The 19,662-nt window shown below is 41.0% G+C and carries 24 protein-coding genes; 11 read left to right on the top strand and 13 right to left on the bottom strand.

The genetic code is table 11. The features are described from left to right. Window positions 1-10: 10 nt before the first annotated feature. Together J5X96_RS05165 and J5X96_RS05160 are read right to left on the bottom strand one after the other, a co-directional pair. A complete protein-coding gene (locus J5X96_RS05165) occupies window positions 11-2,032 on the bottom strand; it encodes an N-6 DNA methylase (RefSeq protein WP_209362033.1) in 2,022 nt (673 codons plus the stop codon). A 97-nt stretch (window positions 2,033-2,129) separates the two neighbouring features. Beyond that, complete coding sequence (locus J5X96_RS05160) at window positions 2,130-2,462, bottom strand: helix-turn-helix domain-containing protein (RefSeq protein ID WP_209362031.1); 333 nt, start codon at window positions 2,460-2,462, stop codon at window positions 2,130-2,132. 131 nt (window positions 2,463-2,593) lie between these two features. Here J5X96_RS05160 and J5X96_RS05155 point away from each other — a divergent pair, with 131 nt between their 5' ends. Further along, complete coding sequence (locus J5X96_RS05155) at window positions 2,594-3,631, top strand: IS1595 family transposase (RefSeq protein WP_209362029.1); 1,038 nt, start codon at window positions 2,594-2,596, stop codon at window positions 3,629-3,631. A gap of 4 nt (window positions 3,632-3,635) precedes the next feature. Next, on the top strand, window positions 3,636-4,058 hold the full coding sequence (locus J5X96_RS05150) for a hypothetical protein (RefSeq protein WP_209362027.1): 423 nt from the start codon (window positions 3,636-3,638) through the stop codon (window positions 4,056-4,058). 28 nt (window positions 4,059-4,086) lie between these two features. On the opposite strand, the gene J5X96_RS05145 is transcribed toward J5X96_RS05150, so the two are convergent. Together J5X96_RS05145 and hchA are read right to left on the bottom strand one after the other, a co-directional pair. Further along, the gene (locus J5X96_RS05145) at window positions 4,087-4,584 is read right to left on the bottom strand and encodes a hypothetical protein (protein WP_209362025.1); all 498 of its coding nucleotides are present in this window, start codon (window positions 4,582-4,584) and stop codon (window positions 4,087-4,089) included. 145 nt (window positions 4,585-4,729) lie between these two features. Then, window positions 4,730-5,593, bottom strand: coding sequence for a glyoxalase III HchA (gene hchA, locus J5X96_RS05140; RefSeq protein ID WP_209362023.1), 864 nt, complete (start codon window positions 5,591-5,593; stop codon window positions 4,730-4,732). Window positions 5,594-5,720: 127 nt separating this feature from the next. Here hchA and J5X96_RS05135 point away from each other — a divergent pair, with 127 nt between their 5' ends. Beyond that, window positions 5,721-6,623 (top strand): LysR family transcriptional regulator, encoded by a 903-nt coding sequence (locus J5X96_RS05135; protein WP_209362021.1) that lies wholly within the window; start codon window positions 5,721-5,723, stop codon window positions 6,621-6,623. A gap of 31 nt (window positions 6,624-6,654) precedes the next feature. On the opposite strand, the gene J5X96_RS05130 is transcribed toward J5X96_RS05135, so the two are convergent. Together J5X96_RS05130 and J5X96_RS05125 are read right to left on the bottom strand one after the other, a co-directional pair. After that, the gene (locus J5X96_RS05130; protein WP_209362019.1) at window positions 6,655-7,695 is read right to left on the bottom strand and encodes an LLM class flavin-dependent oxidoreductase; all 1,041 of its coding nucleotides are present in this window, start codon (window positions 7,693-7,695) and stop codon (window positions 6,655-6,657) included. 11 nt (window positions 7,696-7,706) lie between these two features. After that, the gene (locus J5X96_RS05125; protein WP_256436933.1) at window positions 7,707-7,895 is read right to left on the bottom strand and encodes a zinc-binding dehydrogenase; all 189 of its coding nucleotides are present in this window, start codon (window positions 7,893-7,895) and stop codon (window positions 7,707-7,709) included. Window positions 7,896-7,929: 34 nt separating this feature from the next. On the opposite strand from J5X96_RS05125, the gene J5X96_RS05120 reads away from it, so the two are divergent. The 5 genes from J5X96_RS05120 (at window position 7,930) to era (ending at window position 12,806) form a co-directional block, all read left to right on the top strand. Beyond that, window positions 7,930-8,268: a hypothetical protein gene (locus tag J5X96_RS05120; protein WP_209362017.1), complete on the top strand. Its 339-nt coding sequence runs from the start codon at window positions 7,930-7,932 to the stop codon at window positions 8,266-8,268. A 123-nt stretch (window positions 8,269-8,391) separates the two neighbouring features. Further along, window positions 8,392-10,188: a translation elongation factor 4 gene (gene lepA, locus J5X96_RS05115; RefSeq protein ID WP_209362015.1), complete on the top strand. Its 1,797-nt coding sequence runs from the start codon at window positions 8,392-8,394 to the stop codon at window positions 10,186-10,188. Between the two features lie 11 nt (window positions 10,189-10,199). Then, complete coding sequence (lepB, locus tag J5X96_RS05110) at window positions 10,200-11,222, top strand: signal peptidase I (RefSeq protein ID WP_209362007.1); 1,023 nt, start codon at window positions 10,200-10,202, stop codon at window positions 11,220-11,222. A gap of 1 nt (window position 11,223) precedes the next feature. Further along, a complete protein-coding gene (gene rnc, locus J5X96_RS05105; protein ID WP_209362005.1) occupies window positions 11,224-11,904 on the top strand; it encodes a ribonuclease III in 681 nt (226 codons plus the stop codon). After that, window positions 11,901-12,806, top strand: coding sequence for a GTPase Era (gene era / locus J5X96_RS05100; RefSeq protein ID WP_209362004.1), 906 nt, complete (start codon window positions 11,901-11,903; stop codon window positions 12,804-12,806). The genes rnc and era overlap by 4 nt, the downstream gene beginning before the upstream one ends. 91 nt (window positions 12,807-12,897) lie before the next feature. Here the strand turns inward: era and murA are convergent, their stop codons facing one another. From murA to mlaF, 7 genes are read right to left on the bottom strand one after another with little or no spacing between them, the layout of a single operon-like run. Continuing rightward, complete coding sequence (murA, locus tag J5X96_RS05095) at window positions 12,898-14,175, bottom strand: UDP-N-acetylglucosamine 1-carboxyvinyltransferase (protein ID WP_209362002.1); 1,278 nt, start codon at window positions 14,173-14,175, stop codon at window positions 12,898-12,900. A gap of 18 nt (window positions 14,176-14,193) precedes the next feature. Then, window positions 14,194-14,451, bottom strand: a complete 258-nt coding sequence (locus tag J5X96_RS05090; protein ID WP_021616404.1) for a BolA family protein — start codon at window positions 14,449-14,451, stop codon at window positions 14,194-14,196. Continuing rightward, window positions 14,451-14,810, bottom strand: coding sequence for a lipid asymmetry maintenance protein MlaB (locus J5X96_RS05085; protein WP_209362000.1), 360 nt, complete (start codon window positions 14,808-14,810; stop codon window positions 14,451-14,453). Before J5X96_RS05085 ends, J5X96_RS05090 begins: the two co-directional genes overlap by 1 nt. A gap of 3 nt (window positions 14,811-14,813) precedes the next feature. Beyond that, window positions 14,814-15,455 carry a phospholipid-binding protein MlaC gene (gene mlaC / locus J5X96_RS05080; protein ID WP_209361998.1) on the bottom strand — a complete coding sequence of 214 codons (642 nt, stop codon included), beginning with the start codon at window positions 15,453-15,455 and terminating at the stop codon, window positions 14,814-14,816. A 27-nt stretch (window positions 15,456-15,482) separates the two neighbouring features. Further along, entirely contained in the window at window positions 15,483-15,995 is a 513-nt protein-coding gene (gene mlaD, locus J5X96_RS05075) for an outer membrane lipid asymmetry maintenance protein MlaD (RefSeq protein WP_021616401.1), read from the bottom strand. Between the two features lie 22 nt (window positions 15,996-16,017). Continuing rightward, window positions 16,018-16,803, bottom strand: a complete 786-nt coding sequence (gene mlaE, locus J5X96_RS05070) for a lipid asymmetry maintenance ABC transporter permease subunit MlaE (protein WP_021616400.1) — start codon at window positions 16,801-16,803, stop codon at window positions 16,018-16,020. After that, window positions 16,797-17,594 (bottom strand): phospholipid ABC transporter ATP-binding protein MlaF, encoded by a 798-nt coding sequence (gene mlaF, locus J5X96_RS05065; RefSeq protein ID WP_209361996.1) that lies wholly within the window; start codon window positions 17,592-17,594, stop codon window positions 16,797-16,799. The genes mlaE and mlaF overlap by 7 nt, the downstream gene beginning before the upstream one ends. A gap of 246 nt (window positions 17,595-17,840) precedes the next feature. Here mlaF and lptC point away from each other — a divergent pair, with 246 nt between their 5' ends. The 3 genes from lptC to lptB are packed head-to-tail and all read left to right on the top strand — an operon-like array spanning window position 17,841 to window position 19,661. Continuing rightward, complete coding sequence (gene lptC, locus J5X96_RS05060; RefSeq protein ID WP_209361994.1) at window positions 17,841-18,425, top strand: LPS export ABC transporter periplasmic protein LptC; 585 nt, start codon at window positions 17,841-17,843, stop codon at window positions 18,423-18,425. Further along, a complete protein-coding gene (lptA, locus tag J5X96_RS05055; RefSeq protein ID WP_209361992.1) occupies window positions 18,406-18,927 on the top strand; it encodes a lipopolysaccharide transport periplasmic protein LptA in 522 nt (173 codons plus the stop codon). The genes lptC and lptA overlap by 20 nt, the downstream gene beginning before the upstream one ends. 8 nt (window positions 18,928-18,935) lie before the next feature. Further along, window positions 18,936-19,661 (top strand): LPS export ABC transporter ATP-binding protein, encoded by a 726-nt coding sequence (gene lptB / locus J5X96_RS05050; protein WP_021616396.1) that lies wholly within the window; start codon window positions 18,936-18,938, stop codon window positions 19,659-19,661. Window position 19,662 lies beyond the last annotated feature (1 nt).

The raw sequence follows: 19,662 nt of genomic DNA, 5'->3' as shown, positions 1-19,662 counted from the left end.
TCAAAGGGGCTTAGGGCTTTCCCACAAAAGACAATTTTTCTTTTTTAGCAAATTCTAAAAAGGCTTCAGCTATCCCATCTTGAGTTTTGCCGTCGTGGTTAAACAGGTCGTGCTTAACGATTAAATGCCCATGACTATCCAGCACTGGTGAACCATCTTCATTACGGACAAAGATTTTATCGCCGCTGTTGTCTTTACTCGGCTCCTGCATTGTGGCAAAGAAAATCGGGTAGTCTTCGACTTTCGGGCAAAGTTCATCATGCCATTTTTGCACGAATAAAACGCTGGTTTTGGTGCCAGTATGTGGTTTAAATACATTCCCATGCAAACCAACTACTGCAAGGATGCGACAACGTTCTGCAATAAATTCGCGAATGGCTTTGTCAGAGCTGTTATTGAAACGTCCTTGCGGTAATACTATCGCCATGCGTCCGCCGTCTTTTAAAAAGTCCAAATTGCGTTCGATAAAAAGAATATCGCGTCCGACTTTAGTTTGCGCTTTGCCGTTCGGTTTCTTGCCTAATTCATATTTAGCTAAAATACGACTTTCTTTTATATCGCCAGCAAATGGGGGATTAGCCATTAAAATATCGAACTTGAAATCCCTATTACTTTCATTACTTACTCGAAGCTTTCTAATTTTTTTCCAGCCTTCACCATAAGTATCTAGCCATTCTGTATCTCCTACAATTTCTTTTTTTGTATTACCTGTTTTTTCATCCCAACGCTCCCAATCTAAAGTATTTAGATGGAGAACATTCGTCTGTCCATCACCGGCAATGAGATTTAACGTTCTTGCAACACGTACTGCTTTTTCATCAAAATCTATTGCAAAGACTTTAGTGGTTACATAATCTGTACACTCAATAGGTTTTGCTTCACTGGTAAATAAATGGCTCTTATGTAATCCTTTCTCTTTAAGGATTTGTTCCCATACATGAAAAATTGTATGTACAGGGAATCCACAACTACCAGATGCAGTATCAATTATGCTTTCATCCTTTGTAGGATTAAGCATTTTTACACACATATCAATGATATAACGAGGAGTAAAATACTGTCCTTTCTCGCCCTTGCTTGATTTACTTATTAGATATTCGAAAGCTTCATCGACTACATCTAAGTTAGAATTGAATAATTTCACATCTTGAAGTGATGACACACAAACCGATAAATGTGATGGCGTAAGTTGAATTTTTGCATCTTCAGAAAATACACCTTCCCATTTTTCATTCGCTTTTTCAAATAAAGATTGAATTTTATTTTTTAATTCAATTTCTGTATTACCATTATTTCTAAACTCTAAATATCGATCTTTATTTCTTCCACTTTGCATTTCATCATAAAGTTTTGTGAAGATAAGTTTAAATACTTCTTCGAATACATCTATTCCTGCATTCGCTAGAACTTCATCCTCCATTTCTAGAATAAGATCTTTTAATGATTTTCTCTCATTGACTAATTTATCACGTTTAATTAGATCACTTATTGTGTAGCGCTCGTTTAATATATCTGAAAGTTTTTCATTTATATTAGGGATATTAGGTATATCTTCAAAATAGTTAGGATCTTTGCGGTGATAAAATGAAATTGACTCACCATTTGTCCAAACTCCCATCGGTGAACCGGTGGCATTACAATAAGATTTTAATTGCTCTTTACCATCTTTTAGTTTTGGTTTTTTAAGTTCTACTATAATATAGGCTGATGTAATGTTATCTTTATCCCATATAATAATATCTGCACGTTTCTCTTCTCTACCAAAATTTACCGCACTTTCCACGCTTATTCTATCTATTGGATAACGGTATTTATTAATAAGAGTAGATAAATATAGCTGTCTAATAACCTCTTCAGGAGTTAGTTTAATTTCTTTTTTTCGGATAAGACAAGTGACAAAATAGACTGTTTTTTCTTTTTGTTCTTTTAAAATTATTTTTTCTTCTAATTCCCTAATTTGATCTTGCGTAAATTGGGTTAATTTATATTGACTATCTTTAAGGATGGTTTCTAATTTAATAGTGTTAGTCATTAGAAACCTCCCATAAGTTTTGAAAGGTTGGTATAATTAGGCTTGTAGGTTTGTAGGGACATATTTGTTCCTTATTGAGTTAGTGTAAAATTAGCGTTTATTGTTTTTCTGATATTTCTTTAAAAGAAATAGCAAAGGCATTCTTTAAATTTTCAGGCATTGCGCGATAATCTGCAATCAGTTTTTCTTCTTGCGCTGAGATAGTATTTTTTTGCGTTACAGCTTGAAACATCTCACCTTCACCACTCACAAGCCAGTTCAAATTGACTCCCGCTCTGGCGATCCCAGCCATTCCTTCTGCATTGGGTTCACGTTCACCACCGATATAACCTTGCATTGTGCGATAAGCTATTCCTGCCTGCTCTGCAAAATCTGTAATTTTCCAGTTTTTGGCTTCACAAACTTGTCTTAATCTTTCTGATATGCACATTTGAGTGTTCCATTTTCAATTTATAATTGATAAATTACGCAAATGAGCGTATATTTGTTTTAAGTTTAAACGCATTTTATCACGTTTGAGCATATTTAAAATCTCTATTAACATAAATTTTAAACAAGACGATGACTCAGCACTTTTTACTTTCCAGCAAAGCTCGCACGCTTTCTTCCTACGAGATTGCACAACTCACGGAAGAAGAAGCGTATGATTTGCTTTGTGAATTAAGATGGGGTGGAAAAGAGTTCATCACTTGCCCTAAATGTGGGGTGCAACACAAGCCTTATTATATTTCTACACGTAAACAATGGCGCTGCAAACATTGTAATCACACTTTTAGTGTCACTTCTGGCACCATTTTTTCCAATCGCAAGAAACCGATTAAGGTTTATCTCTATGCTTTAATGGAATGGGTAAATGCCGTCAAAGGCTTATCTTCCCTTCAATTAGCTCGTAATGCAAAACTTAATCCTCGCACGGCATTTGTTTTATCACATAAATTCCGCAAGGCATTACTGGAAAGTCGTGATATGAAACCCCTTTCAGGTGTAGTGGATATGGACGGTACTTATGTTCATCCTGCACCACGTAAAGCAAATAAGAAAGCTGACCGTATTGACTATCGTTTAAAGGAAAATCAGAATCCTGATAAACGTTGTGTCATGGTTGCACGTGAGCATTATTCACCAGAAGAAAAAGCCAGTAATATGCTGCATTGTGGGGCAAAACGCTCTCACGTTTTTGTGGCGCATACAGAATCGCAATCGGTAGTGAAAAATTTTGCCGATAAATTCATTAAACCGAATACGCAAATCAATACCGATGAAAGTACGGCTTATGATGTCTTGTTGCCTTACTATGATTTGAGAACTGTAAACCATAAGGAAGAATATCGCAGCGATTTAGGTGTAACAAACAATCAGGCAGAAAGTTTGTTCAGTCGTTTCAAACGTATGTACTACGGACAAGTTCACCGTATCAGCAACGAATACTTACTAAACTATGCTAATGAAATTGCCTACCGTGAGGACAATCGCCGTACCTCAAATAAAGCGCAGTTTATTGATGTATTAAGCCGATGTTTAAAAACCACCAATGATAACAATGAATGGTGCGGTTATTGGCAACGTAAAATTATTTATCAAGAAGTGATTTGGCAGTAGATATATGGCATATAACCTAGATAAGAAACTCAAAGAGTTTGAGTTTGAGCGTAAACAGGTATTGCATCATCTTGCGTTACTTGATACGAATATCGCCATATTAAAACGTGCTATTGAGCTTACTCAACAGGAAAGTGATGTAGCCCTTTATAATACGGACAACTTTGTGTACCGTTCCAAATATAATCTCTTTAAAGGGAAAATTCGTAAATATATCGTACAAATGATGCGAGAAGCACCAGATAAAACCTTTACAATTGCCGAACTCACGCAGCGCATTTTTGATATTGAACAAAATCCTGATACACCGTCCGAAAAACACCTTGATTCCGTTCGTAAACAACTGAATGAGTTTTACAAAAGAGAATGGATCAATAGGGTTCAAATCAGCCGAAATGAGGTTCACTGGCAATGGAAACAAAAATAGCGGTATTTCTACCGCTACTTATCCATTTTTACGCAAGAGGTTTTAATCTCCATTCAGAACGCCTGAAAAATCTTCGCTTTAGTGTCCGTTTATGTAATTCAACTTCTTTCCGTTCAATAATTCCTTTCTTATACAGTTCTTTCAATACGCGAGCAACAGCTAATTCATGTTCTATTTGGGGTAGAGGATAATTTTTGCCAGTGTCTAATTCCAACGCCGCCTCTGTAATAAAGTATAATGTTTTCCAATTATCACTTTGCTTGAATACTCTTGCAACCAACAATTGAAGATTTTGCTTAAACAATCGAGGTTTTATTAGCCTTGAAACATTAAATTGTGTTTTGATTTGCCTTAAATCGAAATTGGGTTCAATGTATATCAAGGTATTCTCAAAACAAAGTATTTTATCCTCTAAATCTGATTTCTGTTGGTTTAACTGATCAAGTTGATGTTCAAGAATTGCTTTTTCTTTATAGCTACTTTCGATTAATTTGGTAAGTTGAGAAATAAGGTGGGATTCTGCCATAATAAAAATCTCCATTGAGTTAAACTTTCAATGGAGATTCTAGTATTTTCAAGCGGTTAGGTCTTTGTGCAACTGCTACATAATACCGGAAATTCATGGTGTTTTTCGACCGCACTTTATGTTATTTCAAGAAGGAGAAGGGTGATTAAGCGACGGCTTTTAACAACTCCTCTGCAGCTAAAATGCCTAAATTGTTAGACGCAAGTGGGCTGTCGCCGGTGAGCACGTTGCGGTCTTTGTTCACTTGACCGGTAATGCCTTCGTTCAACACTTTCACGCCTAACGCTTCTAAACGTTCAGCCAATAACCATTGTAATTTACCCGGAATGTAGCCGATATCCACGTTTGCGCCTTCGTCTAATGCATCTGGGAACACACAGATTTCATAACCTTTGAATGGGAAATCTTCCGGTTTTTCGCCTACGCTTGCTGCTAAGAATGCCGCAGGACCATGACATAAGCTGATGATATATTTATCATTTGCAAACGCCCAATTTAACACCGCTTTCACATCGTTACTGAACGGAAGACCGTGTAATGCTGCGTGACCACCCGGGATCAACACACCTAAATATGGTGAATCTTCCGCTGTGACTTCCGCCAAAATATCCGCTAATTTATGTGGATTTTTGAATTTCGGCAAGTAAGTTTCGTATAAGCCCATCACCGCTTCATCTTCGGTTGGCATCGCCCACATTTCAAATTTTACCGAGTTACCTGAAAGGGTTGCTACTTCAATTTCAAAACCAGCGTGGTGAATATGCAACATTGGCAACATCGTTTCCACAGGGTGGTTACCCGTTGAAAATAATTTGCCGTTTTTCATTTCTAAATAGCGTTCGTCAGAAGCCACCATTAAAATTTTGTATTTGCCACCTGTGTAAGGTTTGTCGAATTTAAAACCGTCGAAATCCGTTTTTTTCGCCACATATTGGCTTAATGAGTATTCTGATGGGAAAAATGCGTTATGTTCTGCACGGTCTGCTACTGGGCTTTTTAAATCTGCCATTTTTTTCTACTAATGTTAAAAGAATGTTTAAAAAAGATTGTTTGTTGTAATGGAGGCATTATATCCTAGTCTTTCAATTTGAAAATTAATAGAATAAGAATAAACTATTCTGAAAAAAGGAATAATGATGAATAAATTAGAAGCTCTTCGTTATTTTTGCTCCGCTGCGGAAACCCTTAATTTCCGTGAAACCGCTCAACGCCTTGCCGTTTCGCCCCAAGTAGTCACGAGAATGATTGCCGATCTCGAAACGTTATTAGGCGAAAGCCTGTTTAAACGTAACACGCGAAACATCAAACTCACCGAATTTGGCGAGCAATTTTTACCGAAAGCGACGCAATATTTGGCGAAAGGCGAACAGCTATTTGCTAAAAACAATGTAAAAGAAAAAGCAATGCAAGGTGTAGTTCGGATTACCCTGCCGCCGATGCCTTACAACGATGAAATTCTGTTTGAATTATTGACCGCACTTGAGCCCTACCCCGACATTGCGATTGATTGGCGGGTGGGCATTGATAAGCTCAAAAGCGTAGATGACCAAATCGACATTGGCTTGCGAATTTGCCAAGAACCTGAGTTGGATTGGGTGGCGCAGCATATCTGCACTTTTTCGGAAAAAATTGTCGCCTCGCCCGCCTTACTCAAGCGATTGGATTTCCCTAAAGATTTGCAAGATTTAGCCCAAAATTATCCACTGAGTGGTTTGATTGACCCCAAACTGAAACGTATTTGGCAATGGCAAATCAACGCTGAACAACGTTTTATGCCCAACAGAGCGATATTCTTCGCCTCTGACGTGCAAAGCGAATTGCAATCAGCTCTCGCTGGGCGCACTTGTTCTTATCTTATAAACAGCGTTTGTGATCCCTATTTAGAAAATGATCGATTGGTGGAACTCTTCCCCGAAATTGAAAAGCAAAAATGGCAGCTTTATTTATACCGACCATATCAAACGATCGTCGCAGAGCGGGTGATGTGGGTGTATAACAGGCTGAAAGAGATCTTGTTAGCAAAAATAGTTCAGACATAAAAAATGGCGAGATAATCTCGCCATTTTTGTTTCACGATTGCTTATCTACAATCGCTTTCAACATCGTGTAAGATTGGGCTTGTTTTTGCTCATCAAAAATATAGCTCACTGCCATAATTTCATCAAAATGTACCCGTTCGCGTAATTGCTTGAGTTGAAAATCCACGCTTTCAGGGCTACCGATAAGCGAACAAGCAGTCATTTGTTCCACTACGGCTCGCTCTTGGTTGTAAATCGAGATTTCCTCGAAATCGACTGGGCCAAAGTGCGGTTTCTTTTGAGCGTGCATTTGAGCTTTCCAAACATCTTCCTCTGATGCCAAAGGCGGTTGTAAATTTTGTTGCGCGTTAGTGACCACATTTAAGAAAAATAGTGTTTGTGTTGTCGCCAGTTGTCTCGCTTCATTATCGGTTTCGGCAACAATCGCGTTCACACCTAAGATGACATAAGGCTCAGCAAGATAGGTAGAGGGTTTGAAGTTTTTGCGATAAATCTCCACCGCCATTTCCATCATGCGTGGCGCAAAGTGTGAAGCAAAGGCATAAGGCAAGCCAAGCTCGGCCGCAAGATAGGCACTTTCGGTACTGGATCCTAAAATATAAAACGGTATATCCAAGCCTGCGGAAGGGTAAGCTGAAACAGGATTGCTATCTTTAAAGTAACCTCGAAGTTCCGCGATTTCCACAGGGAAATCCAGACTGTTTCGTCCACGACGAAGTGCTGCAGCCGTTTGCATATCAGTTCCTGGTGCACGGCCTAAACCGAGTTCAACACGGTTTGGATAAAGCGTCTCCAGTGTGCCATATTGCTCAGCCACCACATAAGGCGAATGATTCGGTAACATCACGCCACCTGAGCCCACGCGCAAGGTCTTCGTATTGGCTAGCGTATGCTGAATTAAAAGTGCGGTCGCTGAACTCACCAAATTTTTCATATTATGATGCTCAGCAATCCAATAGCGTTCAATGCCAATGCGCTCCGCGTGTTTTGCAAGATTTACCATCGAATCGACCGCTTGCGCATAAGTTTGCCCTTCACGAACGGGGGCAAGGTTGAGAATGGAAAGTTTCATGGTGTTTCTCCTTATTGATTGAGCAAAGTGAAATCCAACATCACTTTCCCAATATGCGTGCCTTTGTCCATTTCTATATGGGCTTTTGCTACGTCGTTAAAATCAAATACTTGATGAATAATCGGTTTGCCGATTTCACCGTTGCCGAGTTTTTCCCAGAGCTCGTTAATTCTAACCGCTCTTTGATGATTTACTTGTATTATACGCTGACTATCATGAGTTAAAATACATAAAATGCGAATAAACTATTCTGAAAAAAGGAATAATATAAATGAACCGGATGCTCTGCGCTCTTTTTGCGTCGCCTGCGAAACCTTCAATTTTCGTGAGACTGTGCAGCGTTTGCGCTACGTCTTTGCAAGTGGTAACTCGCACGATCACCGAGTTGGAAGAATTGCTGGACGAAAGACGGTTTTAACGCAGCTCACGGAATATTCCCCCGAATTTGGCAAAATTTTTGCCGAAAATCACGCAATTTCCGGCGGAAAGCGAGCGTTTATTTGCTTCCCCAAAATTGAGCGAGAAAGCGATATATGGTGTGGTGTATATTATCTTGCCGCCAATGCCTCATAACGATCAAATGTTGTTTGAATTACTGACCGCACTTCCCTTTTCTTTTCTAGCGATTTCCACGCTTTTCGGGTACAATCCGCCAGTTAAATTTAATGACTTTTGAATGAGAAAACTGACTGATTTATGAAGAATATTCGCAACTTTTCTATTATTGCCCATATTGACCACGGTAAATCCACCTTATCTGATCGTTTAATTCAAACCTGTGGGGGACTTTCAGATCGTGAAATGGAAGCGCAAGTGCTCGATTCTATGGATTTGGAGCGCGAACGCGGGATTACCATCAAGGCACAAAGCGTAACGCTGAACTACAAAGCCAAAGATGGCGAAACCTATCAACTGAATTTTATCGACACACCGGGACACGTTGACTTTTCTTATGAAGTATCTCGCTCTCTTGCGGCTTGTGAAGGTGCATTATTGGTAGTCGATGCCGGACAAGGTGTAGAAGCACAAACGTTGGCAAACTGTTACACCGCTATCGAAATGAACTTGGAAGTGGTGCCGATTTTAAACAAAATTGACTTACCGGCGGCCGATCCTGAACGTGTTGCGGAAGAAATTGAAGATATTGTGGGAATTGATGCCATGGAAGCCGTGCGTTGTTCGGCTAAAACCGGCGTGGGCATTGAAGACGTATTAGAAGAAATTGTTGCCAAAATTCCGGCACCGGAAGGTGACCCAAATGCGCCATTACAGGCATTAATTATTGACTCTTGGTTTGATAATTATTTGGGTGTAGTGTCTTTGGTTCGCATTAAAAACGGCACGTTACGCAAAGGCGACAAAATCAAAGTGATGTCCACCGGCCAATCATATAACGTTGATCGTTTGGGGATTTTTACGCCGAAACAAGTGGATACCACTGTATTAAATTGTGGCGAAGTCGGTTGGGTCGTTTGTGCCATTAAAGATATTTTAGGTGCACCGGTGGGAGATACCTTAACGCTACACAATAATCCGGCAAGTTCCGTTTTACCGGGCTTTAAGAAAGTTAAACCACAGGTTTACGCCGGCTTATTCCCGGTCAGCTCTGATGATTATGAAGCATTCCGTGATGCGCTTGGTAAATTAAGTTTAAATGACGCCTCCTTATTCTATGAACCGGAAAATTCCACCGCACTTGGCTTTGGTTTCCGCTGTGGTTTCCTTGGGCTGTTGCACATGGAGATTATTCAAGAACGTTTAGAGCGTGAGTACGATTTAGATTTAATCACGACGGCACCAACCGTGGTCTATGAAGTGGAATTAACCAATGGTGAGATAGTCTATGTGGACAGTCCGTCAAAACTGCCGCCGCTAAACAATATTGCTGAAATTCGTGAACCCATTGCGGAATGTAATATGCTATTGCCACAAGAATATCTCGGCAATGTGATTACCCTTTGCGTTGAAAAACGTGGCGTGCAAACCCATATGGTTTATCACGGCAATCAAGTGGCGCTGACTTATGAAATCCCGATGGGCGAAGTGGTGTTGGATTTCTTTGATCGCCTGAAATCCACCTCGCGCGGTTATGCCTCTTTAGATTACGGTTTCAAACGTTTCCAAACGGCAGATATGGTGCGCGTGGATATTATGATCAATGGTGATCGTGTAGATGCGTTAGCGTTAATTGTACATAAAGACAATGCACCATATCGCGGTCGAGAGTTGGTAGAAAAAATGCGTGAACTTATTCCACGCCAACAATTTGATATCGCGATTCAAGCCGCGATAGGCAACCACATTATCGCCCGTTCCACCGTGAAACAATTACGCAAAAACGTGTTGGCAAAATGTTATGGTGGTGATGTCAGCCGTAAGAAAAAATTACTACAAAAACAAAAAGAAGGTAAGAAACGAATGAAACAACTCGGCAATGTTGAAGTGCCGCAAGAAGCATTCTTAGCCATCTTACACGTAGGAAAAGACAAATAAGGAAAGAATTCATGTCGAACGTATTTACGATTATTTTAATCGCTGTCGGATATGGTTTGTGGAAAGTATTGGATCATTTTCAGTTACCCAATACCTTTTCCATTTTACTCATTATTTTTACCGCACTTTCTGGTGCCGTTTGGTGTTATTTGCGCTTTGGCGTGTTACCAAAACGCGCCAGACAAATTGCACGCTTGGAGCAACGCAGTGGCAAACCGCTAAACGACGAGGAAAAAACTCAAATTGAACCGATTTCAGAAAGTTCTGAATTTGTCGCGTCTTTATTTCCGGTATTAGCTTTTGTATTGATTGTTCGCTCATTTATTTTCGAGCCATTTCAAATCCCTTCTTCTTCCATGGAACCCACATTGCGTATTGGCGATTTCATCCTAGTCAATAAATTTGATTATGGCATTAAAGATCCGGTTTTCCAAAATACGTTGATAAAACGAGGCGAGCCTCAACGTGGTGATGTCATTGTGTTCAAAGCACCGGAATCCCCTAGTACCGACTACATTAAACGTGTTGTCGGCACCCCCGGCGATCGCATAATTTATAACGAAGCGAATCGTCATTTAACCTTGGTTTACGCTAAAGATGGCAAAGAATGTTTGACCGATTGTGAAACCAAAGAATTTAGCTACACGCTGCCTCAACCGAATGACAATTTCCGTTTTATTTTAGGGCGAGATCACAGCGGTAAAGTGCAATATGGCCCTGCCCCATTAGAAACCATTGAAACCGGTGATGTGACACACGCCATTCATTGGTATCCACAGCCGATTAACGAAGGATATCGTTATAAAGCCTTTAGCAAACAAGAAAATTATGTAACAGAATGGGTTGTGCCGGAAGGGCAGTATTTTGTCATGGGCGATAACCGTAACAACAGTGAAGATAGCCGTTTTTGGGGCTTTGTACCGTCACAAAATATTGTCGGGAAAGCCACCTATATTTGGCTGAGTTTAAAGAAAGAACAGGATGAATGGCCAACCGGCATTCGTACTGAACGCTTATTCCAAAAAATTCAATAATATGAGAGACCATAATTTAGATCGTTTACAACAAAAAATTGATTACCAATTTCAAAATACCGATCTTCTTAAACAAGCCCTCACCCATAGAAGTGCAGGGCATAAACATAACGAGCGCTTAGAATTTTTAGGCGATGCCATTTTAAACTTAACCATTGCCGATGCCTTATTTCATCAATTTCCCAAGTGCAACGAAGGGGAACTCAGTCGAATGCGGGCAACATTGGTGCGTGAGCCAACCTTAGCGATTTTAGCGCGCGATTTCCAGTTGGGAGACTATCTTTCACTGGGACAAGGGGAATTAAAAAGTGGCGGGTTTCGTCGTGAATCTATTTTAGCTGATTGCGTAGAAGCCATTATTGGTGCGATTTCGTTAGATAGTAGCCTCACTCACGCCACTGAAACCGTAATCCGTTGGTATCAACCTTTATTAAAAGAGATTCAACCGGGCGATAACCAAAAGGATGCGAAAACCCGTTTACAAGAATATTTACAAGGCAAAAAACTCCCTGTGCCGACATACAATATTGTGAATATTCAAGGGCAAGCCCATAACCAATTATTTATTGTGGAATGTTCCATTAAAAATGATGACCGCACTTTTATCGGTAAAGGTTCCAGCCGTCGTAAAGCAGAACAAGCGGCAGCAGAACAAATTCTTCAAGAGCTAAATATCAAATGACAGAACAACTTGAAACGTATTGTGGCTTTATTGCCATTGTAGGTCGTCCGAACGTAGGGAAATCTACCTTACTGAACAAAATTCTCGGACAAAAAATTTCGATCACTTCGCGCAAAGCGCAAACCACTCGTCATCGCATTGTGGGCATTAAAACTGAAGGTCCGTATCAGGAAATTTACGTGGATACGCCGGGGCTGCACATTGAAGAAAAACGCGCTATCAACCGTTTAATGAACCGTGCCGCCAGCAGTGCGATTACTGATGTGGATTTAGTCATTTTTGTGGTAGATGGCACACACTGGAATGATGACGATGAAATGGTACTGAACAAACTGCGCAAAACCAATGTGCCGGTTGTCCTTGCCATTAATAAAATCGATAACATTAAGCATAAAGACGATTTATTGCCATTTATTACGGAAATCAGCCATAAATTTACCTTTACCGACATCGTGCCGATTTCTGCTGAAAAAGGGAATAATTTAGAGGTAATTGAGAATATCGTGCGCCAATCTTTGCGCCCAGGTGTGCACCATTTCCCAGAAGATTATGTCACTGATCGTTCTCAACGTTTTATGGCATCGGAAATTATTCGTGAAAAATTAATGCGCTTTATGGGGGAAGAATTACCTTATTCTGTGACCGTAGAAATTGAGCAATTTAAGGTGAACGAACGCGGAACTTACGAAATCAATGCCTTAATTTTAGTTGAGCGTGACGGGCAGAAAAAAATCGTCATTGGCCATAACGGTGAAAAATTGAAAAAAATTGGTACGGAAGCCCGTTTAGATATGGCGCGTTTATTTGATAATAAAGTCCATCTGGAACTTTGGGTCAAAGTAAAATCCGGCTGGGCAGACGATGAGCGCGCTTTGCGAAGTCTGGGGTATATGGAAGACTAACCTTCAGCTAAACACCATCACTTGATTTAACTCACTTCATACCATCAAAAATCCCCTAAGACTATCGCCTTAGGGGATTTTTATTTAATCATTACATTTCTTCGTTTTCTTCAGAGAAACGCTCAATGCGAGCGCCAATACCCCGAAGTTTTTCTTCAATGCGTTCATAACCACGATCGATATGATAGATACGATCAACAATGGTTTCACCGGTTGCAATACAGCCGGCAAGAACCAAACTGATAGAAGCACGTAAATCCGTTGCCATGACTTCTGCGCCGGATAAATGATCAACGCCGTGGCAGATTGCCGTGTTACCTTCAATTTCAGCTTTGCCGCCCATCCGAATCAATTCAGGAATATGCATAAAACGATTTTCAAAAATAGTTTCGGTGATGATACTGGTACCATTTGCCACCATGTTTAGCAAGGTAAATTGGGCTTGCATATCCGTTGGGAATCCCGGGTAAGGTGCGGTGCGAATATTCACAGCTTTCGGACGATTACCCAACATATCGAGTGTAATCGTCTCTTCCGTTACATCCACTTGTGCACCGGCTTCACGTAATTTATCAATCACGGCATCTAAGGTGTCTGCCTTGGTATTTTTACAGACAATGCGTCCACCGGAAATGGCTGCTGCTACAAGGAATGTCCCGGTTTCAATACGATCGGGAACGATACTATGTTGACAACCAGTTAAGCGTTCCACGCCCTCAATGGTAATGGCATCAGAACCGGCACCGCTAATTTTAGCACCCATTTTATTTAAGAATTCTGCCGTGTCGGCAATTTCCGGTTCGCGTGCGGCATTTTCAATTACCGTTGTGCCTTTGGCTAGGGTTGCAGCAATCATAATGGAGAGTGTAGCTCCTACACTGACTTTCTCCATCACAATACGCGTACCACTTAAACGTCCATTGACGTGCGCTTTTACATAGCCGTCTTCAAGAACAATTTGAGCACCAAGGCGTTCTAAACCGCTAATGTGTAAATCCACAGGACGGGCACCGATAGAACATCCGCCCGGCAGAGAGACTTGTCCTTGGTTAAAACGGGCGACTAAAGGAGCAAGCGCCCAAATGGAGGCACGCATGGTTTTAACTAATTCATAAGGCGCGACAAAGTGATCGATTTTAGACGCATCTAAGCTCACAATACCTTGCTCATTGCGCGTTACCATAACACCGAGTTGGCGTAAGATTTTTAGTGTTGTTTCAATATCTTTAAGATCAGGCACATTGGTTAATGTGACAGGTTCTGTCGCTAAAATTGCAGCAAAAAGAATGGGTAATGCCGCATTCTTCGCACCGGAAATTTCTACGGTGCCTTTTAAACAAGATTGACCATAAACACGAAATTTTTGCATGAGAATACCCTGTAGGAATTAAGCCGGTGGATTAAGTAAACGTTCGCGTTTCCATTTTTCAACGGTATAAGTGCGAATGGAAAGTGCGTGGATTTCATTGCTGGAAATATGCCCTAACAATGGCGCATAAATCATTTGCTGCTGTTTAACTTTAGATAACCCGGCAAACTGATCGCTGACTGCGATCACGCCATAATGGGCATTTTCACCTTGGACATAAACTTCATCAAGCTGAAGTGCTTCTTTTAAAATTCGTTCAATTTCTTGCGTTTCCATTAACGATTTCCATTTTGCGGGATAAATTGTGCAATCCAATCGGATAATCCGAAAAGATCAGCTAATGTTAGTAATTGTGATGGTGGATTTTGCAGAATTTGTCTCTGCGCTTTTGTTAACAAGGTTTGGCTATGTTGTAAAAAGTCACAGAGTAATGCAAAACCGGCGGAGTCAATACGGGTAATTTGGCTTAAATCCCAAACAATCATTTGCCCGTCTAACTGCCCTTCCAATAAAAAAGAAGCACGTTGCTGCCAAAGTGGCAACAACGTGTTACGAGATAACTCTCCTGATAATTGGAGCGTCATTTTACCATCATTTACCTGTGATTCCCAATGTAAACTTTGTGTCTCTTGCATGGATTATTTGCTCAACGTAATTGGTGTATCCGCTGATTTTTGTAGCTGTGCAGTCAATGCATCGAGCCCTTGTTTACGAATGATTGGGCTCCATTCTTGCTGTTTGGTATTCACCATGCTTGCGCCACCGGCTGTCATGTCATACACCTGCCATTGACCGGTTTTACTGTTTTTATACCAATAGAAATCCACGTTTAAAGGCGGTTGATTATTCGGTTGCGCCACTTTAACGTTCACGGTCGCAAGGCTTGCAGATTCTTCCTTCATTTTGCCGATTTGAATACTTTGATCGCTATACATGGTTAACACTTGTGCATAAACCTGCTCGATGTATTTATCTAAAACGGCAAAGTAACGATCCCGCTCTTCTTGGGTTACGGTTTTATAGTTTTGTCCTAAAATTTTAGAGCCGGCATACTTCACATGAACATACGGCATTAAATCTTGGCGTACAATTGTTCTGAGGTAATTCGGATCTTGTTTAATTTTACTTTGGTTCGCTTTAATATCGCTAAAAAGTTTATTGGATACTTTTTGCGTTAAATCATAGGGCGTATCTTCCGCCATCACTTGTTGCACGGCAAAAAGTGCGGTGAAAATAACCAACGTTTTTGCTAACCAGCGTTTTACATTCAGTTTTAACATACATCCTTCTCCTGTAGGTTGTGTAAATTAGTGACTTTCGGCGGCGTCATTTGCTTCGCCTTCCGTTTTCTTATCTTCTTTATTACCGTATAAGAACTGGCCGATAAGATCTTCCAGCACCATGGCAGATTTGGTATCAACAATTTTGTCGCCGTCTTTCAGCATCGCAATTTCACCGTCGTCAAAACCGACATTTAATGCAATGTACTGTTCGCCCAATAATCCTGAGGTTTTAATGGATAACGAACTGGTTTCAGGAATCTTGTTGTACTCTTGATTAATCGCAATCGTTACTTTCGGCAAATACGTTTTCGGATCCAATTCAATATTGGATACGCGCCCAACCACGACACCGCCCACTTTAAGTGGCGCACGCACTTTTAGTCCGCCAATATTATCGAAAGTTGCATAGACTTGGTAAGATTTTGTTTCACTAAAGCCTTGTACGTTGGCAACTTTTAGGCCTAAAAAAACAAGCGAGGCAATGCCTAAAAGCAAAAATAAACCCACCCAAAATTCATATTTAATTGTTTGTCGCATACTCTTTCCTTACAAACAGAGATTAATTTGCACCGAACATCATCGCTGTCAGCACAAAGTCTAAACCCAATACCACTAATGACGCATGAACTACCGTTCTCGTGGTGGCTTTGCTAATACCCTCGGACGTTGGCATACAGTCATACCCGTTAAATAACGCAATCCATACAACAGCAATGGCAAAAAAGACGCTTTTGATTGTGCCGTTTAGAATGTCATGTTCCCATGTGACTGCGTTTTGCATAACAGACCAAAAACTCCCGGCATCCACACCTTTCCAGTCAACCCCGACTAAAGAACCGCCCCAAATTCCAATGGCGATAAAAATCATGGAAAGAAGCGGCATGGCAATAATTCCTGCCCAAAAACGCGGTGCAATCACCCGACGCAACGGATCGACCGCCATCATTTCCAAGCTGGATAATTGTTCGGTGGCTTTCATTAAACCAATTTCTGCCGTTAGGGCAGAACCGGCTCGACCGGCAAATAAAAGTGCGGTCACCACCGGGCCTAATTCTCGCAACAAGGATAAGGCGACTAATTGCCCGAGGCTGGTTTCTGCGGAGAAATCCACTAAGACCACATAGCCTTGTAACCCAAGCACCATGCCGATAAATAAACCGGAAAGCATGATGATTAATAAAGATTGCACGCCAAGAACATGCAGTTGCTTAATAAGAAGTGGGAAATGCTTCGTCACTTGCGGTTTCCCAACTAATGCGCCGAACAATAAAAAGCCGGCACGACCTAGCGCCCGTACAAAATTAATCACATTGCGCCCGAGGGCTGAAATGAAATTCACTAACATTCAAACAACTCCTCAATATAATTCGGTGCAGGGTAATGAAAATGCACCGGACCGTCTGCTTGACCTTGTAGGAACTGAGTCACCTGAGGATCTTGGCTTGCCAGCAGCTGCTCGGAAGTGCCTTCCGCGATAACATGTTTATCCGCGATAATATAAGCATAATCTGCAATGCTTAACACTTCTTGCACATCGTGCGACACCACGATCGATGTGAGATTTAAGGCTTCGTTTAACCGTTTAATGAGGCTGAGAATCACCCCCATACTAATCGGATCCTGCCCGGTGAACGGTTCATCGAACATCATTAAATCCGGATCTAATGCTATCGCGCGGGCAAGGGCGGCACGCCGAGCCATCCCACCGGAAAGTTCGGAGGGCATTAAATCGGCTGCACCACGTAAGCCAACCGCTTCCAGTTTCATTAACACGATCTGACGAATTAATGACGGTGGCAAATTCGTATGCTCACGAATCGCAAATGCCACGTTATCGAAAGTAGAAATATCGGTAAACAATGCACCCGATTGAAATAGCATTCCCATGCGTTTGCGCACTTCATAAAGTTCACGATTTGACAGTTTGCAAATATCTTGCCCATCAAACAAAATTTCCCCCTCGGTCGGCAACAACTGCCCACCGATGAGTTTTAATAACGTGGTTTTACCAATACCGGAAGGCCCCATAATGGCAGTAATTTTGCCCTTGGGAATCCTCAGATTAAGGTCATTATAAATAATTCGATCGCCACGCTTAAATGTCAGATGTTTAACTTCAATTAAAGATTCGTTCATAACACATTCGTTGCAAATAATAAGAGGCTATAAAATCGCCCCTAACTAAAATAAGCTGCGATACTCTATGAAATTCCACCGAATGTCAAATAGAATTATCTGAATTTACCCCATCGATTTTCCTTGCCGATACCTCAGTGCCCTATGTAAAAACATCATAAAATCAGACCGCACTTTTACATGCTTTTCGCAAAACTGTGCTATGATTGCGCCTTCTTATTAACTAGACTGACTTAACATAGGCTTATGAATATTCGCTGGAATATTATTTTATCGGTCATTGCGCTGGGGTTATTAGCTTGGTTTTATCGTTTACATCAAGACGATAACCATTTAACTGAACTCATTAAATCAGAAGATCGGCCGGAATATATCGGACAAAAAATGGATACTGTCGTTTATTCGCCTAGCGGTAAAAAGCAATACCTCGCCACCTCTTTGCAAGTGGAATACTACACGGCTGACGGGCATACCGACTTTCAACAACCTAAAGTGACATTACTCGAGCTGAATGTCCCCAATGCCAATACCGCAGAAAAAGAAAGCTGGGAACTCCGTGCCGATAAAGCGAGATTAACCAAAGATAATATGTTGTATTTAGAGGGCAATGTGGTGGCACAAAGCCTCTCTCCCCTCTCCCGTTTACAGCGCATTGAAACCGAAAGTGCGGTGGTAAATTTAACAACGCAGGATATTCGTTCGGACAAAATGGTTACGCTCAACGGACAAAATTTTAGTTCGACCGGCTTGAAATTAACGGGCAATTTGCAGCAACAAGTGGCTAATTTAAAAGAACAGGTAAAAACACATTATGAAATTAATAAGCAATAAACTTTTCCTTGCTTCCACATTAACTTTAATCGCCTTCTCCGCATTCGCGTTAAAAGACGATACCAATCAACCGATTAACATCGTATCCGATAACCAATCGTTGGATATGAACAGCCGTGTGGTCACCCTCAGTGATAACGTGGTGATTACACAGGGTTCTATTCTTGTCAAAGCGGATAAAGTGATCATTACCCGCCCGGAAGAAAACGCCAATAAGAAAGATACCGTTGAAGCTTTTGGCAATCCTGTTACGTTTCATCAAATGATGGATGATGGCAAACCAGTAGACGGTAAAGCCAATAAAGTGTTTTATGATTTGAGTACAGAATTTTTAACCTTAACCGGCAACGCCGAATTAAAGCAATTAGATAGTAAAATTAGTGGCAATGTCATTACTTATGATGTGAAAAAACAACAGTTGAAAGCAAACGGTTCTTCCGGCTCTCGTGTAAAAACTGTCTTAATTCCAAACCAATTAAATGATGCTAAAGGCAAGAAATAAGGTGAAACATGGCGATTCTGTCTGCTGAAAATTTAGCGAAAAGCTACAAAAAACGCCAAGTGGTTTCTGATGTAAGTTTAACCGTCAACTCCGGTGAAATTGTCGGTTTACTCGGGCCAAATGGCGCCGGAAAAACAACCACGTTCTACATGGTGGTTGGCTTGGTGAATCATGATCAAGGCAAAATTCGAATTGATGAAGAAGACATCAGTTTGTTACCAATGCACAATCGCGCTCAAAAAGGCGTAGGTTATTTACCACAGGAAGCCTCTATTTTTCGCCGCTTGAGTGTGTATGAAAATTTAATGGCCGTATTAGAAATACGCAAAGATCTGACCGCACTTCAACGTCGCGAACGTGCTGATGAGTTGATTGATGAATTCAACATTGGTCATATTCGAGACAATCTAGGGCAATCACTCTCCGGCGGCGAACGTCGTCGCGTGGAAATTGCGCGTGCCTTGGCAGCAAATCCGAAGTTCATTTTATTAGATGAACCTTTTGCCGGCGTTGATCCTATTTCGGTGATTGATATTAAGAAAATTATCAAAGACTTACGCGATCGCGGCTTAGGTGTGCTGATCACCGATCACAATGTGCGGGAGACGCTCGATGTGTGTGAGCGCGCCTATATTGTGAGTTCCGGTAAAATGATTGCCACCGGCACACCTACTGAAATTATGAATAACAAATTGGTAAAAGACGTGTATTTAGGTGCCGATTTCCAACTATAGC

It is taken from the genome of Aggregatibacter sp. 2125159857, assembly GCF_017798005.1.
Classification (GTDB): Bacteria; Pseudomonadota; Gammaproteobacteria; order Enterobacterales; family Pasteurellaceae; genus Aggregatibacter.
Note: the sequence above shows the minus strand (reverse complement) of the source record. Positions and strands in the feature narration are given on the sequence as shown.